Below are 14,850 nucleotides of genomic sequence, written 5' to 3'. Positions count from 1 at the left end.
GACCTGCTCCTCAACCGTGACATAGGCTTACCTCCAGTAACCTTACTCCAGAGTAAGCACTGAGTGAGCCCCTCGCACGCACACCTGGGAGTCCCCGATGGCCGACCGCTATCTGAGCTTCACCGGCACCGCGCCGGGCCGCTTCCTCACGCGCCGCCTGGGACTGCCCCGGCCCGCCCCGCTGCGCCGCTGGTCGGCGGAGCGTCCGGCGCTGGACGGCGAGTTGCTCCACCTCACCGCGGGCGCCTCCCGCCTCGACCTCGCGCCCGTCCTCGCCCGCACCGGACTCCCCACGGACGAGGCAGCAGGGAAGCCCGCCGCGGTCGTCCTGGACGCCACCGGGGTGCGCACCGTCGAGGACCTCGACGAGGTGCACGCCGCCCTGCACCCCGTCGTCCGGTCCGTCGCCGAGAGCGGCCGGATCGTCGTGCTCGGCGCCCCGCTCGACTCGGCCGACCACCACCAGGCCGCCGCCCAGCAGGCGCTGGAGGGCTTCACCCGCTCCCTCGGCAAGGAGACCGGCGGCGGCAGGACCGTCAATCTCGTCCGCCTCACCGACGCCACCGCCGCCGAGTCCACCCTGCGCTTCCTGCTCTCCCCCAAGTCCGCCTATGTCAGCGGCCAGGTGATCGCCGTCGGCGACGAGGAGAGCCCCTCCCCCGAGGACGCCGACCGCCCCCTGACCGGCCGTACCGCCCTGGTCACCGGCGCCGCGCGGGGCATCGGCGAGGCCGTCGCCGCGGCCCTGGCCCGGGACGGCGCCGAGGTGGTCGTCCTCGACGTGCCACAGGCCGAGGAGGACGCCCGCCGGGTGGCCGAGCGGATCGGCGGGAGCGTGCTGCTGCTCGACATGACCGCCGCCGACGCGGGCGCCCGGATCGCCGAGGCGCTCCCCGGCGGACTGGACGTCCTCGTCCACAACGCGGGCATCACCCGGGACCGCCGCCTGGTCAACATGGCGAAGGACCGCTGGAGTTCGGTGCTGGACGTGAACCTCGGCAGCGTGCTGCGCACCACCGACGCGCTCCTGGAGGCCGGGGCGCTGCGCCGCGACGGCCGGATCGTCGCCACCGCCTCCATCGCGGGCATCGCCGGCAACGCCGGACAGACCAACTACGGCGCGAGCAAGGCCGGTGTCACCGGCTTCGTCCGCGCCCTCGCGCCCCGCGCGCTCGCCGGGCACGGGGTGACGGTGAACGCGGTCGCGCCCGGCTTCATCGAGACGAAGATGACGGCCGCCGTCCCCCTGTTCATCCGGGAGGCCGGACGCCGGATGAACTCCCTCGCGCAGGGCGGTCTGCCCGTCGACGTCGCCGAGACCACCGCCTGGTTCGCCCACCCCGGCTCGGGTGCGGTCAACGGCCAGGTCGTGCGCGTCTGCGGCCAGAGCCTGCTGGGGGCCTGACATGGCGCCGACCCCGCCGGAGCGGGCCGAGTCCGTCCTCACGCGCTCCCCATCCCTCGCCCCGCTGCTCGCCCGCGGCGCGGCCCTGTCGCCGTTCCGCCGCCCGGACCCGGCCGCCGCGCACCCCCGCACCCGGCTGGTGCTGCCCGGCCTGCGCCCCGACCCGGCCAGGCTGGCCGCGTACGCGACGGTGTGCGGCTTCCCCGCCGCCGCGGACACGCTGCCGCTGACCTATCCGCACGTGCTGGGCTTCCCGCTGGCGATGCGGCTGATGAGCGCCCGGGACTTCCCGCTGCCGCTGCTCGGGCTCGTGCACACGTCGATCTCCGTCACCCGGCACCGCGCCACCCCGTCCGCCGCCTTCTACGACCTCGCCGTGCACGTCGACGGACTGGCCCCGCACCGGCGCGGCACCGAGGCGGCCGTCGTCACGGAACTGCGCTCCGGCGACGAGCTGGTGTGGGAGTCGCGCAGCACGTACCTGGCCCGGCACCGGACCACCCACGCGAAGGAGCAGACGAGACCTGAGGAGGGCCCCGAGCTGCCCGCCGTCGAGGAGTGGCAGCTCCCGGGTGACCTGGGCCGCCGCTACGGCGCCGCGTCCGGCGACCGCAACCCGATCCACCTGCACCCGCTCACCGCGCGCCTCTTCGGTTTCCCGCGCGCCATCGCACACGGCATGTGGACCGTCGCCCGCTGCCTCGCCGCCCACGGCGTCCCGGACGCGGCCGAGGTCCGTGCGGAGTTCCGGGCGCCCGTGCTGCTGCCCGGCACGGTGACGTACGCGGCGGACGACGGGCGGTTCGCCCTCCGCGGCGGCCGCGGCCGCATTCATCTCACCGGCGAGATCGGCCCGCCCTAGATCCGGCAGCCGCAGTCGCCCGCCGACGGAACCGGTCCGCCGCGGGGCCGAAGGCCGCCGTCACCCCACCGGCGAGGCGACCCCGTTCCGAGCCGCCGGGGCGTCCGCGTCCCCGCGGTCGTCGGGCGGCGTCCAGTGCCGCCCGGCCATCAGGTCGCCGAGTCCCGCCCACGCGAAGTTCATCAGCGTGGTCGCCGCCTGCCGGGCGGTCACACCGGGAGTGGCGTTGGCCCAGTCGGCGAGTGACTCGGCGGCCCCGACCAGCGCCTCCGCCAGCCCGGAGACCTCCGCCTCCCGCAGGTCGGGGTCGCGGTGGGCCTCCCGCGCGGCGGCCAGGATGAGCTGCGTCACGAACGCGACGATCTCCGCGCGCATCGCGGCCACCTCGGCGGCGAAGACCTCGCCGTGGGTCCGCGCCTGGAGATGCAGCACCGCCCAGCCGTCGGGGTGCCGGGCGGTGTGCGTGAAGAACGCGGTCAGGCCCGACCAGAGCTGCCGGTCCGCCGGCAGCTCCGGCCGGGCCCCCGCTTGCACCGCCTCGGTGAGCGCCCTGGCCTCACGGCGGATGCACGCGGTGAACAGGTCCTCCTTGGAGTTGAGGTACAGATACACCAACGGCTTGGACACACCCGCCAGTTCGGCGATCTCGTCCATCGACGCGGCCATGTACCCCCGGTTCCCGAAGGTCCGTACGGCTGCGTCCAGCATCTGCTGTTCACGGACCGCACGCGGCATCCGCTTGGTCTTCACGGCACCCATGGAACACAGCCTACGGTCAGCCGCTACCGCTGGTCGTGGCCGCCGTCCTCGGCCGACAGGAACGCGCTCCCGTTCGGCGCCCGGTCGCCGGAGGTGAGCCGGGGCAGCAGCTGCGCGGTGAACAGCGTGGACAGCGCCGAGGTGTCGGTGCCGCCGTCGGTGCGCACCACCACCGGACGCGGCGCCTTCCCGGCCAGCCGGGAGCCCACCTCCAGCCGCCTGCGCGCCAGCTCGTACTGGAGCACCGCCCGGTTGTCCCGGTACGCCTTGGCGAGGGCCTGCTGGGCGCGGGCCTCGTTCTCGGCGGCGATCAGACCGCTGCGGCCGCGCGTCTCGATCTCGAAGCGCACCCGCTGGGCCTCGGTCTCCTGCCGCTCCAGCAGCTGGGCGACCTCCTCACGGGCCCGGTTCAGCGCGGCCCGCACCTCGACGATCCGGGCGTCGCGGATCTTCTTCGCCCGCTCGATGTCCATGCCCAGGCTGTCGATGCGGCGCTTGCGGATCAGGCCCCACTCCTGCTCGTAGGCGGTGCGCTCCTTGGCGACCTGTTCACGGGTGGCCAGGTGCTGCTGGTACTGCGCCGGGAGCTGCACGTCCGGGATGTTGCAGCCGGTGATGCGCACGCCGTAGCGGTCCAGCTGACGGTTGAGCAGGTCCTGCATGTCGGCGACGTCCGAGCCGCGCAGGTCGTAGGCGCGCTCGGTGCGCACCCTGCGGGCCCGCTGCCGGATCGCGTCCTGCACGGCGCTGGACAGCACCAGGTCGAAGTTGCCCGCGCCGATGGTGCGGACGAAGAGCACCGCGTCGGTGATGCGGAACTTCAGGAAGAACTCGATGGAGCGCAGCGGCACGTTCTCCTGCGTGGGGCAGGCCATGACGGGCGCCGAGTACGGGATCTCGGTGGCCGTGTCGACGACGAAGTCGACCCGCGACCACGGGTGCCACAGGTAGTGCCGGCCCGCGTCCAGGGTGCGCACGACGGCGCCGTACCGGGTGAGCACGCCGTGGGTGCCCTGCTCGATCTCGACGATCGAGGAGCGCCACCACCACAGCCCGCCGATCACCAGCAGCAGCACGCCGACGACGTAGGAGAGGGTGGCCAGGGCCCCGGCGGCCATGCCGCCGAGCCCGTCGGAGCCTGACTCCTTCAGGGTGAGCATCACGCCCGAGAGCAGGGCGTACCCGCCGGCCCAGAGCGGCAGCATCCACCACAGGCGGCGGCGGTGCTTGGGGATGATGACCGGAAGCAGGGTGCCGGCCTCGCCGCCGCGCAGCAGGCGGGCGATGTCGCCCCAGGGCGCGACGGCCTCGGAGATGACCGAACGACGGTGACTGCGGACGGAACTCACGGCTGGACCTCCTCGGCGGACACGGACCCGGTGGACCGGGACCCAGCGGGCCCGGGCTCGTCGCCCGCTGCGGCGCCGTCGGGCGCCTCGTTCGTGGCGCCCTCGGCGGGCTCGTCGGGCATCTGCGGCACGACGGTCGGCCGCTCGGCCTCCAGCAGCGCGGTGATCTCCTCCTGACGGCCGGCGATCCGCGCGGACACCTCCGCCAGCCGCTCCCGTACGGCGGCCATCTCGGCGTCGTCGAACAGCTCCGCGCCGCGCTCGCCGACCAGCTCGCGGGCCAGCTCGAGGAAGTCGATGCCGGCGGCCGCGTCGCCGTCGCCGCCGCCGATGCGCACCAGGCGCGGCAGGTGGTCGGCGACCTGCTCCAGGGTGTCGAGCACCTGCTGCTGGTAGCGGTACTGCAGGATCTCGGGCGCCTCCGCGGCGGTCACCGCGCGGATGTCGAGGGCCTGCGCCTCCAGCAGGGCCGCGTTGGCCTTGGCCTCCGACTCGGCCTGCACGTAGCGCTGACGGGCCAGCGCCTCGGCGCGGTTGGTCTCGCGCTCCACGGCGGTGTCCATCTGGGCCTGGTACTGGGCGATGTCCGCCTGGATCGCGGACAACGTCTCCTGGCTGGAGGCCAGCTCGCGGTTGAGGTCGCCCTCGTCCTGCTCCTTGCGCAGCTGGAGCGCGTACTCGTGGGTGTACGCCTCCTTCGCCATGCGGACCATCTCGGGCGCCGCCAGGTCCATCCGGTAGCGGCGGTCTGCGGGCTCGGCGTGCGTGATGTTGGCGTTGGTCAGCTCCACGGCGGGGCGGAACTGCTGGTTCAGCTGCTCAAGGAGCCGGCCGCTGTCCTCGCCGACCATGTCGTAGATGCCGGCCGCCTCCTGCTCGTAGATCAGGCTGCGGATGGTCTCGCTGACCGCGTTGCCGAGCTTCTCCTCGAAGCCGCGCACCGCTCCGAGGGTGTAGACGAACTCCACCGGGTCGCTGATCCGGAACTGGATGAAGAGGTCGATGGACGCCTTCACGCCGCCCTTGGTGGGGGCTTCCCGCACCGGCGCGTTGAACGGGTACTCGCGCGTGGTGTTGACGATGTACGACACCCGCTTCCACGGGCTGAGCAGGGTGACCCGGCCGGGCCCGACGACCTTCTCCAGCTTGCCGAACCGGGTGATCATCGCCTGGCAGCCGTCCGGCACCATGACGAGGCCCTGCCGCCACCATACGAACGCGACCGCGGCCACCGCGATCAGCCAGTAGTGCAGCCCGAACAGCGGCGAGGTCACGCTCCAGCCGCCGGCCGCCGACGTGATCGACGTGCCGATCAGCCCGATCGCCGGCAGCGACAGCACCGGCAGCATGGACAGCAGGGAGCGGCCCTTGGGCATCACCATCGGGTAGATGGCGTGCAGGGCCTCGCCGTCCTCCCGCAGCTGCTCGCTGCGGCTCAGCGCCTCGCCGGCCTCGTCCAGCGACACGGACTTCTGCCGCATCACGGTGTCGACGGAGCTGCCGTCCTGCTCCCGGGCGGCCGGGAAGTCGGCCGGATCCATGCCCTCGCCCGTCTCGAACCGCTCGTCCTCGCCGTCCGACGGCTGCGCGCCGCCGCCTCCGGTGCGCCGGAGCAGCTCGTCCCGGGCCGCGGCGCGCGGATCCGCGCCGCCCGCGACCGACTGTGCGACGTTGCGTAGGCTTTGCGCCCGCGTACGTGCCACGGGGTCCCCCTTCGCCTGTGGTGCCCTCCCCGCACTTGGCCGCGGGGAATCGTGTGGTCCAGTGATCACACACCGCGGAGGCAAACATGCGTAAGGGGCGCACCCCAGCAACGGTCACCCGTGTCTCGTTGCCGGGATGCGCCCCTGAGCGCGGTCGCGAAGGCCGTCAGACCGTCGCGGGGACCGGGCGGGCGTCCTTCGGCTCGGGGGTCTCGTCGACCGGGGAGGCGTGGACCGCGTCGTACTTCTCACGGTCGAGGATCTTCTCCCGCGACGCCACGATGACCGGGATCAGCGCCTGGCCGGCGACGTTCGTCGCGGTGCGGATCATGTCGAGGATCGGGTCGATGGCCAGGAGCAGGCCCACGCCCTCCATCGGGAGGCCCAGGGTGGAGAGGGTGAGGGTCAGCATGACCGTGGCGCCGGTGAGGCCGGCCGTGGCGGCGGAGCCCACCACCGAGACGAACGCGATCAGCAGGTAGTCGCCGACGCCGAGCGGGACGTCGAAGATCTGCGCGACGAAGATCGCGGCGATGGCCGGGTAGATCGCGGCGCAGCCGTCCATCTTCGTGGTCGCGCCGAACGGCACGGCGAAGCTCGCGTACTCCTTGGGCACGCCCAGGCGCTCGGTGACCTTCTGGGTCAGCGGCATGGTGCCGACGGAGGAGCGGGAGACGAAGGCCAGCTGGATCGCGGGCCAGGCGCCCTTGAAGAACTGCACCGGGCCGACCTTGGCGACCGTCGCCAGCAGGGCCGGGTAGACGCCGAAGAGGACGATCAGGCAGCCGACGTAGATGTCGACGGTGAACGTGGCGTACTTGCCGATCAGGTTCCAGCCGTAGGTGGCGATGGCGTTGCCGATGAGGCCGACGGTGCCGATCGGAGCCAGGCGGATGACCCACCACAGGGCCTTCTGCAGCAGTTCGAGGACGGACTCGCTGAGGGTGAGGATCGGCTGGGCCTTCTCACCGAGCTGGAGGGCGGCGATGCCGGCGACGGCGGCCATGAAGACGATCTGCAGCACGTTCAGCTCGGTGAACGGCGTGATCACGTCGGTCGGCACGATGCCGGTGAGGAAGTCGATCCAGGAGCCGGTCTTCTCCGGGGCCTCGCCGTCGGCCGGGCTGAGGCCCGTGCCCGCGCCGGGGTTGGTGACCAGGCCGATGGCCAGGCCGATCGCCACCGCGATCAGCGAGGTGATCATGAACCACAGAAGGGTCCGCGAGGCCAGCCGGGCCGCGTTGTTGACCTTCCTGAGGTTGGTGATGGAGACGAGGATCGCGAAGAAGACCAGCGGGGCGACGGCCAGTTTCAGCAGGCCGACGAAGGTGCCGCCGACCTTCTCCAGGGTGGTGACCAGCCAGGACAGGTCCTGGCTGCGGGCGATCCAGCCGAGCAGGACGCCGAGGGCGAGACCGATGAGTATCTGGGCCCAGAAGGGCACGCGGACAGACCGCTTCAACTGCGTGTTCGTGGACACGGACATGCTCCGGTGAGGGGGACGCGTGAGGGATGTGACGGGAAGGCTCGGGTGGGCGCGGTGTCAGGGCTGACAGTTCGCGGCGGTGACCCGGCAGAGATCCACGTGCAGGCGCGCCACGAGCGGAACACTCCGGGGCGTGGGGAACACGGCTGCTGACTTCACCCGATGACCGTAACACCTGAGCTTTGGGATCCTCAAAGCCTTACTTTGGAAGGCGTGACGGCAAACACACTTATAGAACGCAAAGCGCCCCGGTCCCCTGGTGAGAGGGGGCCGGGGCGCCGACGTGCGGTGCGCGGGTGTGGCGGACGTTACGAGGTCTGCGCCTGACCCGAGGTCTGGCCCTGCGCGCGGGCGGTGTCGTCGGCCACGTCCTCCTGTGTGCGGTTGGCCTCGAGGTTGGCCTTGGCGCGCTCCACGCGGCGCACGATGCCCTCCGAGGCCCGGTCCCGCTCCTTGCGCAGCACGACGAAGCTGATCGGCGCGGAGATCAGCAGCGCGAGCAGCACGATCCACAGGCCGTTGGAGTCGCCGAGACCGCGCGGCGCGAGACCGGAGTGGACGAGGGCCCAGACGACAACGAGGCAGCCCGCGAAGATCCCGAGGCGCATCAGCGTGTAGCGGAGCATCTCATCCACTCTTCCGTGCGTACGGTCAGAAACATCCCCTTGGGGGACGACGTCCAGTGAAGCACGAGCGGCGGGCGATCTTTCAGCGGGGTACGGCGCGTACGGGCCTCAGGTGAGCGTCAGCAGCATGATCACGTCGTCGCGGTCGTCGCCGGGAGCCACGCGGATCGCGTCCGGGACGCGGCCGACCTCCTTGTAGCCGCAGGAGGCGTAGAAGCGCTCCAGGCCGAGACCGCCGCGGCAGCCGAGGCGGATGGCCTCCACGCCGTCCATCGCGCGGGCGGCCCTCTCGGCCTCGGCGAGCAGGTCACGGCCGTAGCCCTTGCCCTGGTGGCGGGGGTGGACCATCACCGTGTAGAGCCAGATCCAGTGGGTCATCAGGCGGTGGGTGTTCCGCGTCAGGAACGCGGTGGCCGCGACGCGGCCGTCCTCGTCGTGCCCCACGACCAGACGGGACCGGCCCTCCGCCATGTCCGTGAACTGCCGCAGCAGGGCGGGGCGGATGTCCTCCGGCGTCACGGGCGCGACGAAACCGACGGCTCCGCCGGCGTTGGTGACGTCGGTCCAGACGTCGAGGATGCCGTCGCGGAGGGTGGGGGTGATGGCGGGGTCGGCGGTGAAGGTAAGGGGCATGGGGGGATGCTAGCCCTTACCTCTGCGGAGGTGCAGCAGAATTTCGGCCGCCCGCCGCGGGGGGTGCGGTCCGCTGCCGAGGGCGGTCCGCTGCCGAGGGCGGCCCGGCAGACGGCCGGTCGCGCAGTTCCCCGCGCCCCTGAGACCCGGGTGCGGGTCGTCGTGGGCTCTTCACGCCGTTCCCCGCGCCCCTGGATTTCCCGTGCGGGTAGTCGCGGGTTGCTCGCGCAGTTCCCCGCGCCCCTTCGGGGCGCGTTCACCGCAGCACCCCCCAGGGGCGCGGGGAACTGCGCGCCAAACCCCCGCCGTCCCGCGGACGAATCCCAGGGGCGCGGGGAACTGCGCGACCGGCCCCCACCCTGCCGCAGACGGCATCGTGCCTCGCCCCAGAACGGGCGCGGGGAACTGCGCGCCAAGCTCCCGCCCTGCCGCGGAGGGCGATGACCGTACGCCCCCGACGGGAGTCAGACCCGCATCGGCTGCGGCGACTCCCTGCGCGCCGGATCCGGACCCTCGTACTCGCGGAGGACCTCGTACCGCGTGTTCCGCTCCACCGGCCGGAACCCCGCGTCGCGGATCAGATCCAGCAGATCCTCCCGCGTCAGCTTGTTCGGCGTGCCGAAGTTGTCCGCGTCGTGCGTGATCTTGTACTCGACCACCGACCCGTCCATGTCGTCCGCCCCGTGCTGCAGCGCCAGTTGCGCCGTCTGCACACCGTGCATCACCCAGAACACCTTGACGTGCGGCACGTTGTCGAAGAGAAGCCGCGACACGGCGAACGTCTTCAGCGCCTCCGCGCCCGTCGCCATCTGCGTCCGCGCCTGGAGCCGGTTGCGGACCTTGCCGTCCTTCATGTCGACGAAGTCGTGCTGGTACCGCAGCGGGATGAAGACCTGGAAGCCGCCGGTCTCGTCCTGGAGTTCCCGCAGGCGCAGGACGTGGTCGACGCGGTGGCGCGGCTCCTCGATGTGGCCGTAGAGCATCGTGCAGGGCGTCTTGAGGCCCTTCTCGTGCGCCAGGCGGTGGATCCGCGACCAGTCCTCCCAGTGGGTGCGGTGGTCCACGATGTGCTGCCGGACCTCCCAGTCGAAGATCTCCGCGCCGCCGCCGGTGAGGGACTCAAGACCCGCGTCGATGAGTTCGTCGAGGATCTCGCTCGCGCTCAGCCCCGAGATCGTCTCGAAGTGGTGGATCTCCGTGGCGGTGAACGCCTTCAGCGACACCTCCGGCAGCGCCGCCTTCAGCTCGCGCAGCGACCGCGGGTAGTAGCGCCACGGCAGGTTCGGGTGCAGGCCGTTGACGATGTGCAGCTCGGTGAGGTTCTCCGAGCGCATCTCCTCGGCGAGCTTCACCGCCTCCTCGATGCGCATCGTGTACGCGTCCTTCTCCCCCGGCTTGCGCTGGAAGGAGCAGTACGCGCACGACGCGGTGCACACGTTGGTCATGTTGAGGTGGCGGTTGACGTTGAAGTGCACGACGTCGCCGTTGAGCCGGGTGCGCACCTCGTGGGCGAGGCCGCCCAGCCACGCCAGGTCGTCCGACTCGTAGAGCGCGATGCCGTCCTCGCGGGTCAGCCGCTCACCGGAGCGGACCTTCTCCTCCAGCTCGCGCTTGAGCCCGACGTCCATGCCGTTACCTCTTTCCCAGAAGACAGACCCGTCCCACCGTACGCCCCGGTCAGCCGGCCTCTTCGGGCAGCTCACCGACGCGGTTCTCCCACTTGGTGGAGAGCACGATCGTGGTGCGGGTGCGGGAGACGCCCTTGGTGCCGGACAGCCGGCGGATGATGCTCTCCAGGCCGTCCACGTCGGTGGCGCGCACCTTGAGCATGAACGAGTCGTCGCCGGCGATGAACCAGCAGTCCTCGATCTCCTGGAGGTCCTTCAGCCGCTGCGCCACGTCCTCGTGGTCGGCGGCGTCGGAGAGGGAGATGCCGATGAGGGCGGTGACGCCCAGGCCGAGCGAGGGGGCGTCCACCGTGGCGCGGTAGCCGGTGATGACGCCGGCCGCCTCCAGACGGTTGATGCGGTCGGTGACGCTCGGTCCCGACAGACCGACGAGGCGCCCCAGCTCCGCGTAGGAGGCCCGGCCGTTCTCCCGCAGGGCCTGGATGAGCTGCCTGTCCACCGCGTCCATCGAATCGATGCCTTCCACTGAAGAGGTACGAAGTTGCCGAGAGGTGGTGCCGTGTGGTGCCGTCGCGGCCGGCGGGCGCGCCGGCCGCGGTCGGGTGGGTCAGTCGTCCGCGCGGGTTCCTCCGCCGAGTTCGCCCTTCCAGCGGCGGTACAGGGCGTGGGGGACGCCCGCCGCGTCGAGTACGCGTCCGGCGACGAAGTCCACGAGGTCCTGGATGTGCGTCGCGCCCGCGTAGAAGGCCGGTGAGGCGGGCAGTACGGTCGCGCCCGCGTCGTCCAGCGTCACCAGGTGCCGCAGCGTCTGGCCGTTCAGCGGGGTCTCCCGTACGGCCACGACCAGCGGGCGGCCCTCCTTGAGGGTCACGCTCGCCGCCCGCTGCAGCAGGTCCTTGGACAGCCCGAGCGCCACCCCGGCGACACTCGCCGTTGAGGCGGGCACGATCAGCATGCCCTTGCTCGGGTACGACCCCGAGGACGGTCCGGCCGCGAGGTCGCCGGCGGCCCAGTACCGCACGCCGTCGAGGTCGACGGAGAAGGTGTCCGGCTTGCCGTCCGCCCCCCGGGACAGCCATTCCCGCAGGTCGTCGCGCCAATGGGCGTCACGGAAGGCGATCTCGGTCTCGTCCAGCAGGGTGAGCCGCGAGGCCCGGCTGACGACGAGGTCCACGCTCTCCCCCGCCGCGAGCAGCGCGCGCAGCACGGCGGCGGCGTAGGGGGTGCCGGAGGCGCCCGAGACCCCTACGATCCAAGGCGATCGCCGCGTCTCTCCTGGCTTGGCTGGGTTCACGGGACCGAGCCTATCCAAAGTCGCAGGACGGGAACCGGGCCAGGGTCTCCGGGCGTTCTCCTTCACAACGGCCCGGCGACGGGGGGTGGAGGATGACGGACACGCGTCCGGCGTGGTCACACGGCGAGCGGGTGCGGGCCGCCGCCGTGCTGATGGCCGGCTGGGTGGCGCTCCTGTGGGTGCTCGAGGTCGTCGACGTCGCCACCGGGCACGCGCTGGACGGCTACGGCGTCGTGCCGCGCACCCCGTCCGAGCTGGTGGACGTGGTCCCGTCCGCCTTCGTGCACTTCGGCTTCTCCCATGTGGCGGCGAACAGCGTGCCGCTGCTGGTGCTGGGCTTCCTCGCCGCGCTCGGCGGGATACGCCGGTTCCTCGCGGTGTGCGCGCTGATCGTCGTCGCGGACGGCCTGGGCGTATGGCTCCTGTCCCCGGCGGGAACCAACACCGCTGGCGCCTCCGGCCTGATCTTCGGCCTGTTCGGCTATCTGCTGGTCAGCGGCTTCGTCGACCGGCGCCCACTGGGCATCGTGGCCGGCGTCCTGGTGGCCGCGGTCTGGGGCGGCTCGATCCTCGCGGGGCTCGCGCCCACCCAGTCCGGCGTCAGCTGGCAGGGCCATCTGATCGGCCTGGCCGCGGGCGTGGCAGCGGCCTTCCTCCTCCGCCGCCGCCGCCCGGCGGAACACCGCGAGCCGGTCCTCTGACCCCGCCACCGGTCAGACGGTCAGTCCGCGCACCAGCAGATCGAGCAGCGCGCAGAGGAACAGCGCGATGCCGATGAAGCCGTTGACGCTGAAGAACGCGCGGTTGAGGCGGGTCAGGTCGTGCGGGCGGACGATGGTGTGCTCGTAGACGAACGCGGCGGCGACGATCAGCAGGCCCAGCCAGAAGAAGGCGCCGGCGTCGGTGAGCACCGCGTACCAGACGAACAGCGCCGTCGTCACGGTGTGGCAGGCGCGGGCGCCCCAGATCGCCGCGGGGATGCCGAAGCGGGCCGGGGCGGACTTCACGCCGATCTCCCGGTCGGTCTCCACGTCCTGGCAGGCGTAGATCAGGTCGAAGCCGCCGATCCAGATGCCGACCGCGAGGCCGAGGACGACCGCCTCCCAGGACCACGACCCGGTGATCGCCAGCCAGCCGCCGACCGGGCCCATCGCCTGCGCGAGACCGAGGATGGCCTGCGGGAAGTTGGTGAACCGCTTGCCGTACGGATACACCACCATCGGGATCACGGCGACGGGCGCGAGCGCCAGGCACAGCGGGTTGAGCAGGGCGGCGGCGCCGAGGAACACGGCGAGGGCGATCAGCGCGCCGGTCCAGGCGTGCTTGACCGACATCGCCCCGGTGACCAGCTCACGGTGCGCGGTGCGCGGGTTACGGGCGTCGATCTCGCGGTCGATGATGCGGTTGGCGGCCATCGCGAAGGTGCGCAGGCCGACCATGGCGAGGGTGACGAGGAACAGCCGCCCCCAGTGGATGTTCGCGTCCCACTCGTACATCGCCGTGAGCGCGGCGATGTAGGCGAAGGGCAGCGCGAACACCGAGTGCTCGATCATCACCAGGCGCAGGAAGGCCTTGGTGCGTCCCGGCTGCTGCGGGAGGGCGGCGGAGGCCGACGTCACAGTCCGTACTCCTTCCAGCGGCGGTCGACCTTCGCGGCGGTCTCCGGGTCGGACTCGACCATGTCGGGCCAGCCGCCGTCGCGCGTGTACCCCTCCTCGGGCCACTTCTTCGTCGCGTCGATGCCCGCCTTGCCACCCCAGAACTGCTGGTACGACGCGTGGTCGAGATGGTCGACCGGGCCCTCGACGACGGTGAGGTCACGGGAGTAGTCGGTGTTGCCGAGCGCCCGCCAGGCGACCTCGTGCAGGTCGTGCACGTCGCAGTCGGAGTCGACGACCACGATCAGCTTGGTCAGCGACATCATGTGCGCGCCCCAGATGGCGTGCATCACCTTCTGCGCGTGCTTCGGGTACTTCTTGTCGATCGAGACGATCGCGCAGTTGTGGAAGCCGCCGGCCTCGGGCAGGTGGTAGTCCACGATGTCCGGGACGATGATCTTCAGCAGCGGCAGGAAGAACCGTTCCGTGGCGCGGCCCAGCGGGCCGTCCTCCGTCGGCGGGCGGCCGACCACGATCGACTGGAGCAGCGGACGCTTCCGCATGGTCACGCAGTCGATCGTCAGCGCGGGGAACGGTTCCTGCGGGGTGTAGAAGCCGGTGTGATCGCCGAAGGGCCCCTCGGGCAGCATCTCGCCGGGCTCCAGCCAGCCCTCGATGACGACCTCCGCCTGCGCGGGCACCTGGAGCGGGACGGTCTTGCAGTCGACCATCTCGATCCGCTTCCCCTGGAGGAACCCGGCGAACAGGTACTCGTCGATGTCGCCGGGCAGCGGCGCGGTGGAGGCGTACGTCACGGCCGGCGGGCAGCCGAAGGCGATGGCGACCGGCAGCCGCTCTCCGCGGCGCGCGGCCACCTGGTAGTGGTTGCGGCTGTCCTTGTGGATCTGCCAGTGCATGCCGATGGTGCGCTTGTCGTGGCGCTGGAGGCGGTACAGACCGAGGTTGCGGACACCGCTCTCCGGGTCCTTGGTGTGGGTGAGTCCCAGGTTGAAGAAGGAGCCGCCGTCCTTGGGCCAGGTGAACAGCGCGGGCAGCTGCTCCAGGTCCACGTCGTCGCCGGTGAGGACGACCTCGTGCACGGGCGCGTCGGACGACTTCACCTTCTTCGGCGGCACGTGCGTCATCGCGCCGAGCTTCCCGAACGCCTCGCGCACCCCGACGAAGCCGTGCGGCAGCTCGGGCTTGAGCAGCCCGGCGATCTTCTCCCCGATCTCCGCGTACGACTTCAGGCCGAGCGCCTTCAGCAGTCGGCGGTCGGTGCCGTAGACGTTCATGGCGAGGGGCATCGAGGAGCCGCGCACGTTCTCGAAGAGCAGGGCGGGACCGCCGGCCTTGTTCACCCGGTCGACGATCTCACCGACCTCCAGATGCGGGTCGACCTCGGCCTTGATGCGCTTGAGGTCACCCTCGCGCTCCAGCGCCCTGAGCAGGGAGCGAAGATCGTCGTAAGCCATGGGGTCCAGTATCCCCGAGCGGCTACGCTGGG

Annotated in this window: 14 protein-coding genes; 3 read left to right on the top strand and 11 right to left on the bottom strand. The window is 71.6% G+C overall.

Features of this window, described 5'->3' with window-relative positions:
* Positions 1-97 precede the first annotated feature (97 nt).
* The gene (locus MTR79_RS02435) at positions 98-1,405 is read left to right on the top strand and encodes a 3-oxoacyl-ACP reductase (protein WP_244788986.1); all 1,308 of its coding nucleotides are present in this window, start codon (positions 98-100) and stop codon (positions 1,403-1,405) included.
* A 1-nt stretch (position 1,406) separates the two neighbouring features.
* Positions 1,407-2,267, top strand: a complete 861-nt coding sequence (locus tag MTR79_RS02430; protein WP_244788984.1) for a MaoC/PaaZ C-terminal domain-containing protein — start codon at positions 1,407-1,409, stop codon at positions 2,265-2,267.
* A gap of 60 nt (positions 2,268-2,327) precedes the next feature.
* Here the strand turns inward: MTR79_RS02430 and MTR79_RS02425 are convergent, their stop codons facing one another.
* The 9 genes from MTR79_RS02425 to MTR79_RS02385 all read right to left on the bottom strand — a co-directional run bounded on the left by MTR79_RS02425 (position 2,328) and on the right by MTR79_RS02385 (position 11,745).
* Positions 2,328-3,026 carry a TetR/AcrR family transcriptional regulator gene (locus MTR79_RS02425; protein WP_086701609.1) on the bottom strand — a complete coding sequence of 233 codons (699 nt, stop codon included), beginning with the start codon at positions 3,024-3,026 and terminating at the stop codon, positions 2,328-2,330.
* 23 nt (positions 3,027-3,049) lie between these two features.
* Positions 3,050-4,375, bottom strand: coding sequence for an SPFH domain-containing protein (locus MTR79_RS02420; RefSeq protein ID WP_086701608.1), 1,326 nt, complete (start codon positions 4,373-4,375; stop codon positions 3,050-3,052).
* Positions 4,372-6,078: an SPFH domain-containing protein gene (locus MTR79_RS02415; protein ID WP_244788982.1), complete on the bottom strand. Its 1,707-nt coding sequence runs from the start codon at positions 6,076-6,078 to the stop codon at positions 4,372-4,374. Before MTR79_RS02415 ends, MTR79_RS02420 begins: the two co-directional genes overlap by 4 nt.
* 166 nt (positions 6,079-6,244) lie before the next feature.
* Positions 6,245-7,564: a dicarboxylate/amino acid:cation symporter gene (locus tag MTR79_RS02410; RefSeq protein ID WP_189365518.1), complete on the bottom strand. Its 1,320-nt coding sequence runs from the start codon at positions 7,562-7,564 to the stop codon at positions 6,245-6,247.
* Positions 7,565-7,872: 308 nt separating this feature from the next.
* A complete protein-coding gene (locus MTR79_RS02405) occupies positions 7,873-8,190 on the bottom strand; it encodes a DUF4229 domain-containing protein (protein ID WP_189365571.1) in 318 nt (105 codons plus the stop codon).
* A 108-nt stretch (positions 8,191-8,298) separates the two neighbouring features.
* On the bottom strand, positions 8,299-8,823 hold the full coding sequence (locus tag MTR79_RS02400; RefSeq protein ID WP_102638849.1) for a GNAT family N-acetyltransferase: 525 nt from the start codon (positions 8,821-8,823) through the stop codon (positions 8,299-8,301).
* A gap of 464 nt (positions 8,824-9,287) precedes the next feature.
* A complete protein-coding gene (gene mqnE / locus MTR79_RS02395; RefSeq protein ID WP_114874450.1) occupies positions 9,288-10,451 on the bottom strand; it encodes an aminofutalosine synthase MqnE in 1,164 nt (387 codons plus the stop codon).
* A gap of 49 nt (positions 10,452-10,500) precedes the next feature.
* Complete coding sequence (locus MTR79_RS02390; RefSeq protein ID WP_086701598.1) at positions 10,501-10,959, bottom strand: Lrp/AsnC family transcriptional regulator; 459 nt, start codon at positions 10,957-10,959, stop codon at positions 10,501-10,503.
* A 99-nt stretch (positions 10,960-11,058) separates the two neighbouring features.
* Positions 11,059-11,745 carry a UbiX family flavin prenyltransferase gene (locus tag MTR79_RS02385; RefSeq protein ID WP_244788980.1) on the bottom strand — a complete coding sequence of 229 codons (687 nt, stop codon included), beginning with the start codon at positions 11,743-11,745 and terminating at the stop codon, positions 11,059-11,061.
* Between the two features lie 92 nt (positions 11,746-11,837).
* Between MTR79_RS02385 and MTR79_RS02380 the strand changes: the two genes are divergently transcribed.
* Positions 11,838-12,446, top strand: a complete 609-nt coding sequence (locus MTR79_RS02380) for a rhomboid family intramembrane serine protease (protein ID WP_086701595.1) — start codon at positions 11,838-11,840, stop codon at positions 12,444-12,446.
* Between the two features lie 12 nt (positions 12,447-12,458).
* Here the strand turns inward: MTR79_RS02380 and mqnP are convergent, their stop codons facing one another.
* Together mqnP and MTR79_RS02370 are read right to left on the bottom strand one after the other, a co-directional pair.
* The gene (gene mqnP / locus MTR79_RS02375; RefSeq protein ID WP_244788978.1) at positions 12,459-13,364 is read right to left on the bottom strand and encodes a menaquinone biosynthesis prenyltransferase MqnP; all 906 of its coding nucleotides are present in this window, start codon (positions 13,362-13,364) and stop codon (positions 12,459-12,461) included.
* On the bottom strand, positions 13,361-14,818 hold the full coding sequence (locus tag MTR79_RS02370; RefSeq protein ID WP_037640972.1) for a menaquinone biosynthesis decarboxylase: 1,458 nt from the start codon (positions 14,816-14,818) through the stop codon (positions 13,361-13,363). Before MTR79_RS02370 ends, mqnP begins: the two co-directional genes overlap by 4 nt.
* Between the last annotated feature and the right edge of the window lie 32 nt (positions 14,819-14,850).

This window comes from Streptomyces sp. BJ20, assembly GCF_022869105.1.
Classification (GTDB): domain Bacteria; phylum Actinomycetota; class Actinomycetes; order Streptomycetales; family Streptomycetaceae; genus Streptomyces; species Streptomyces griseoincarnatus.
This window is presented reverse-complemented; position numbering and strand designations above follow the sequence as displayed.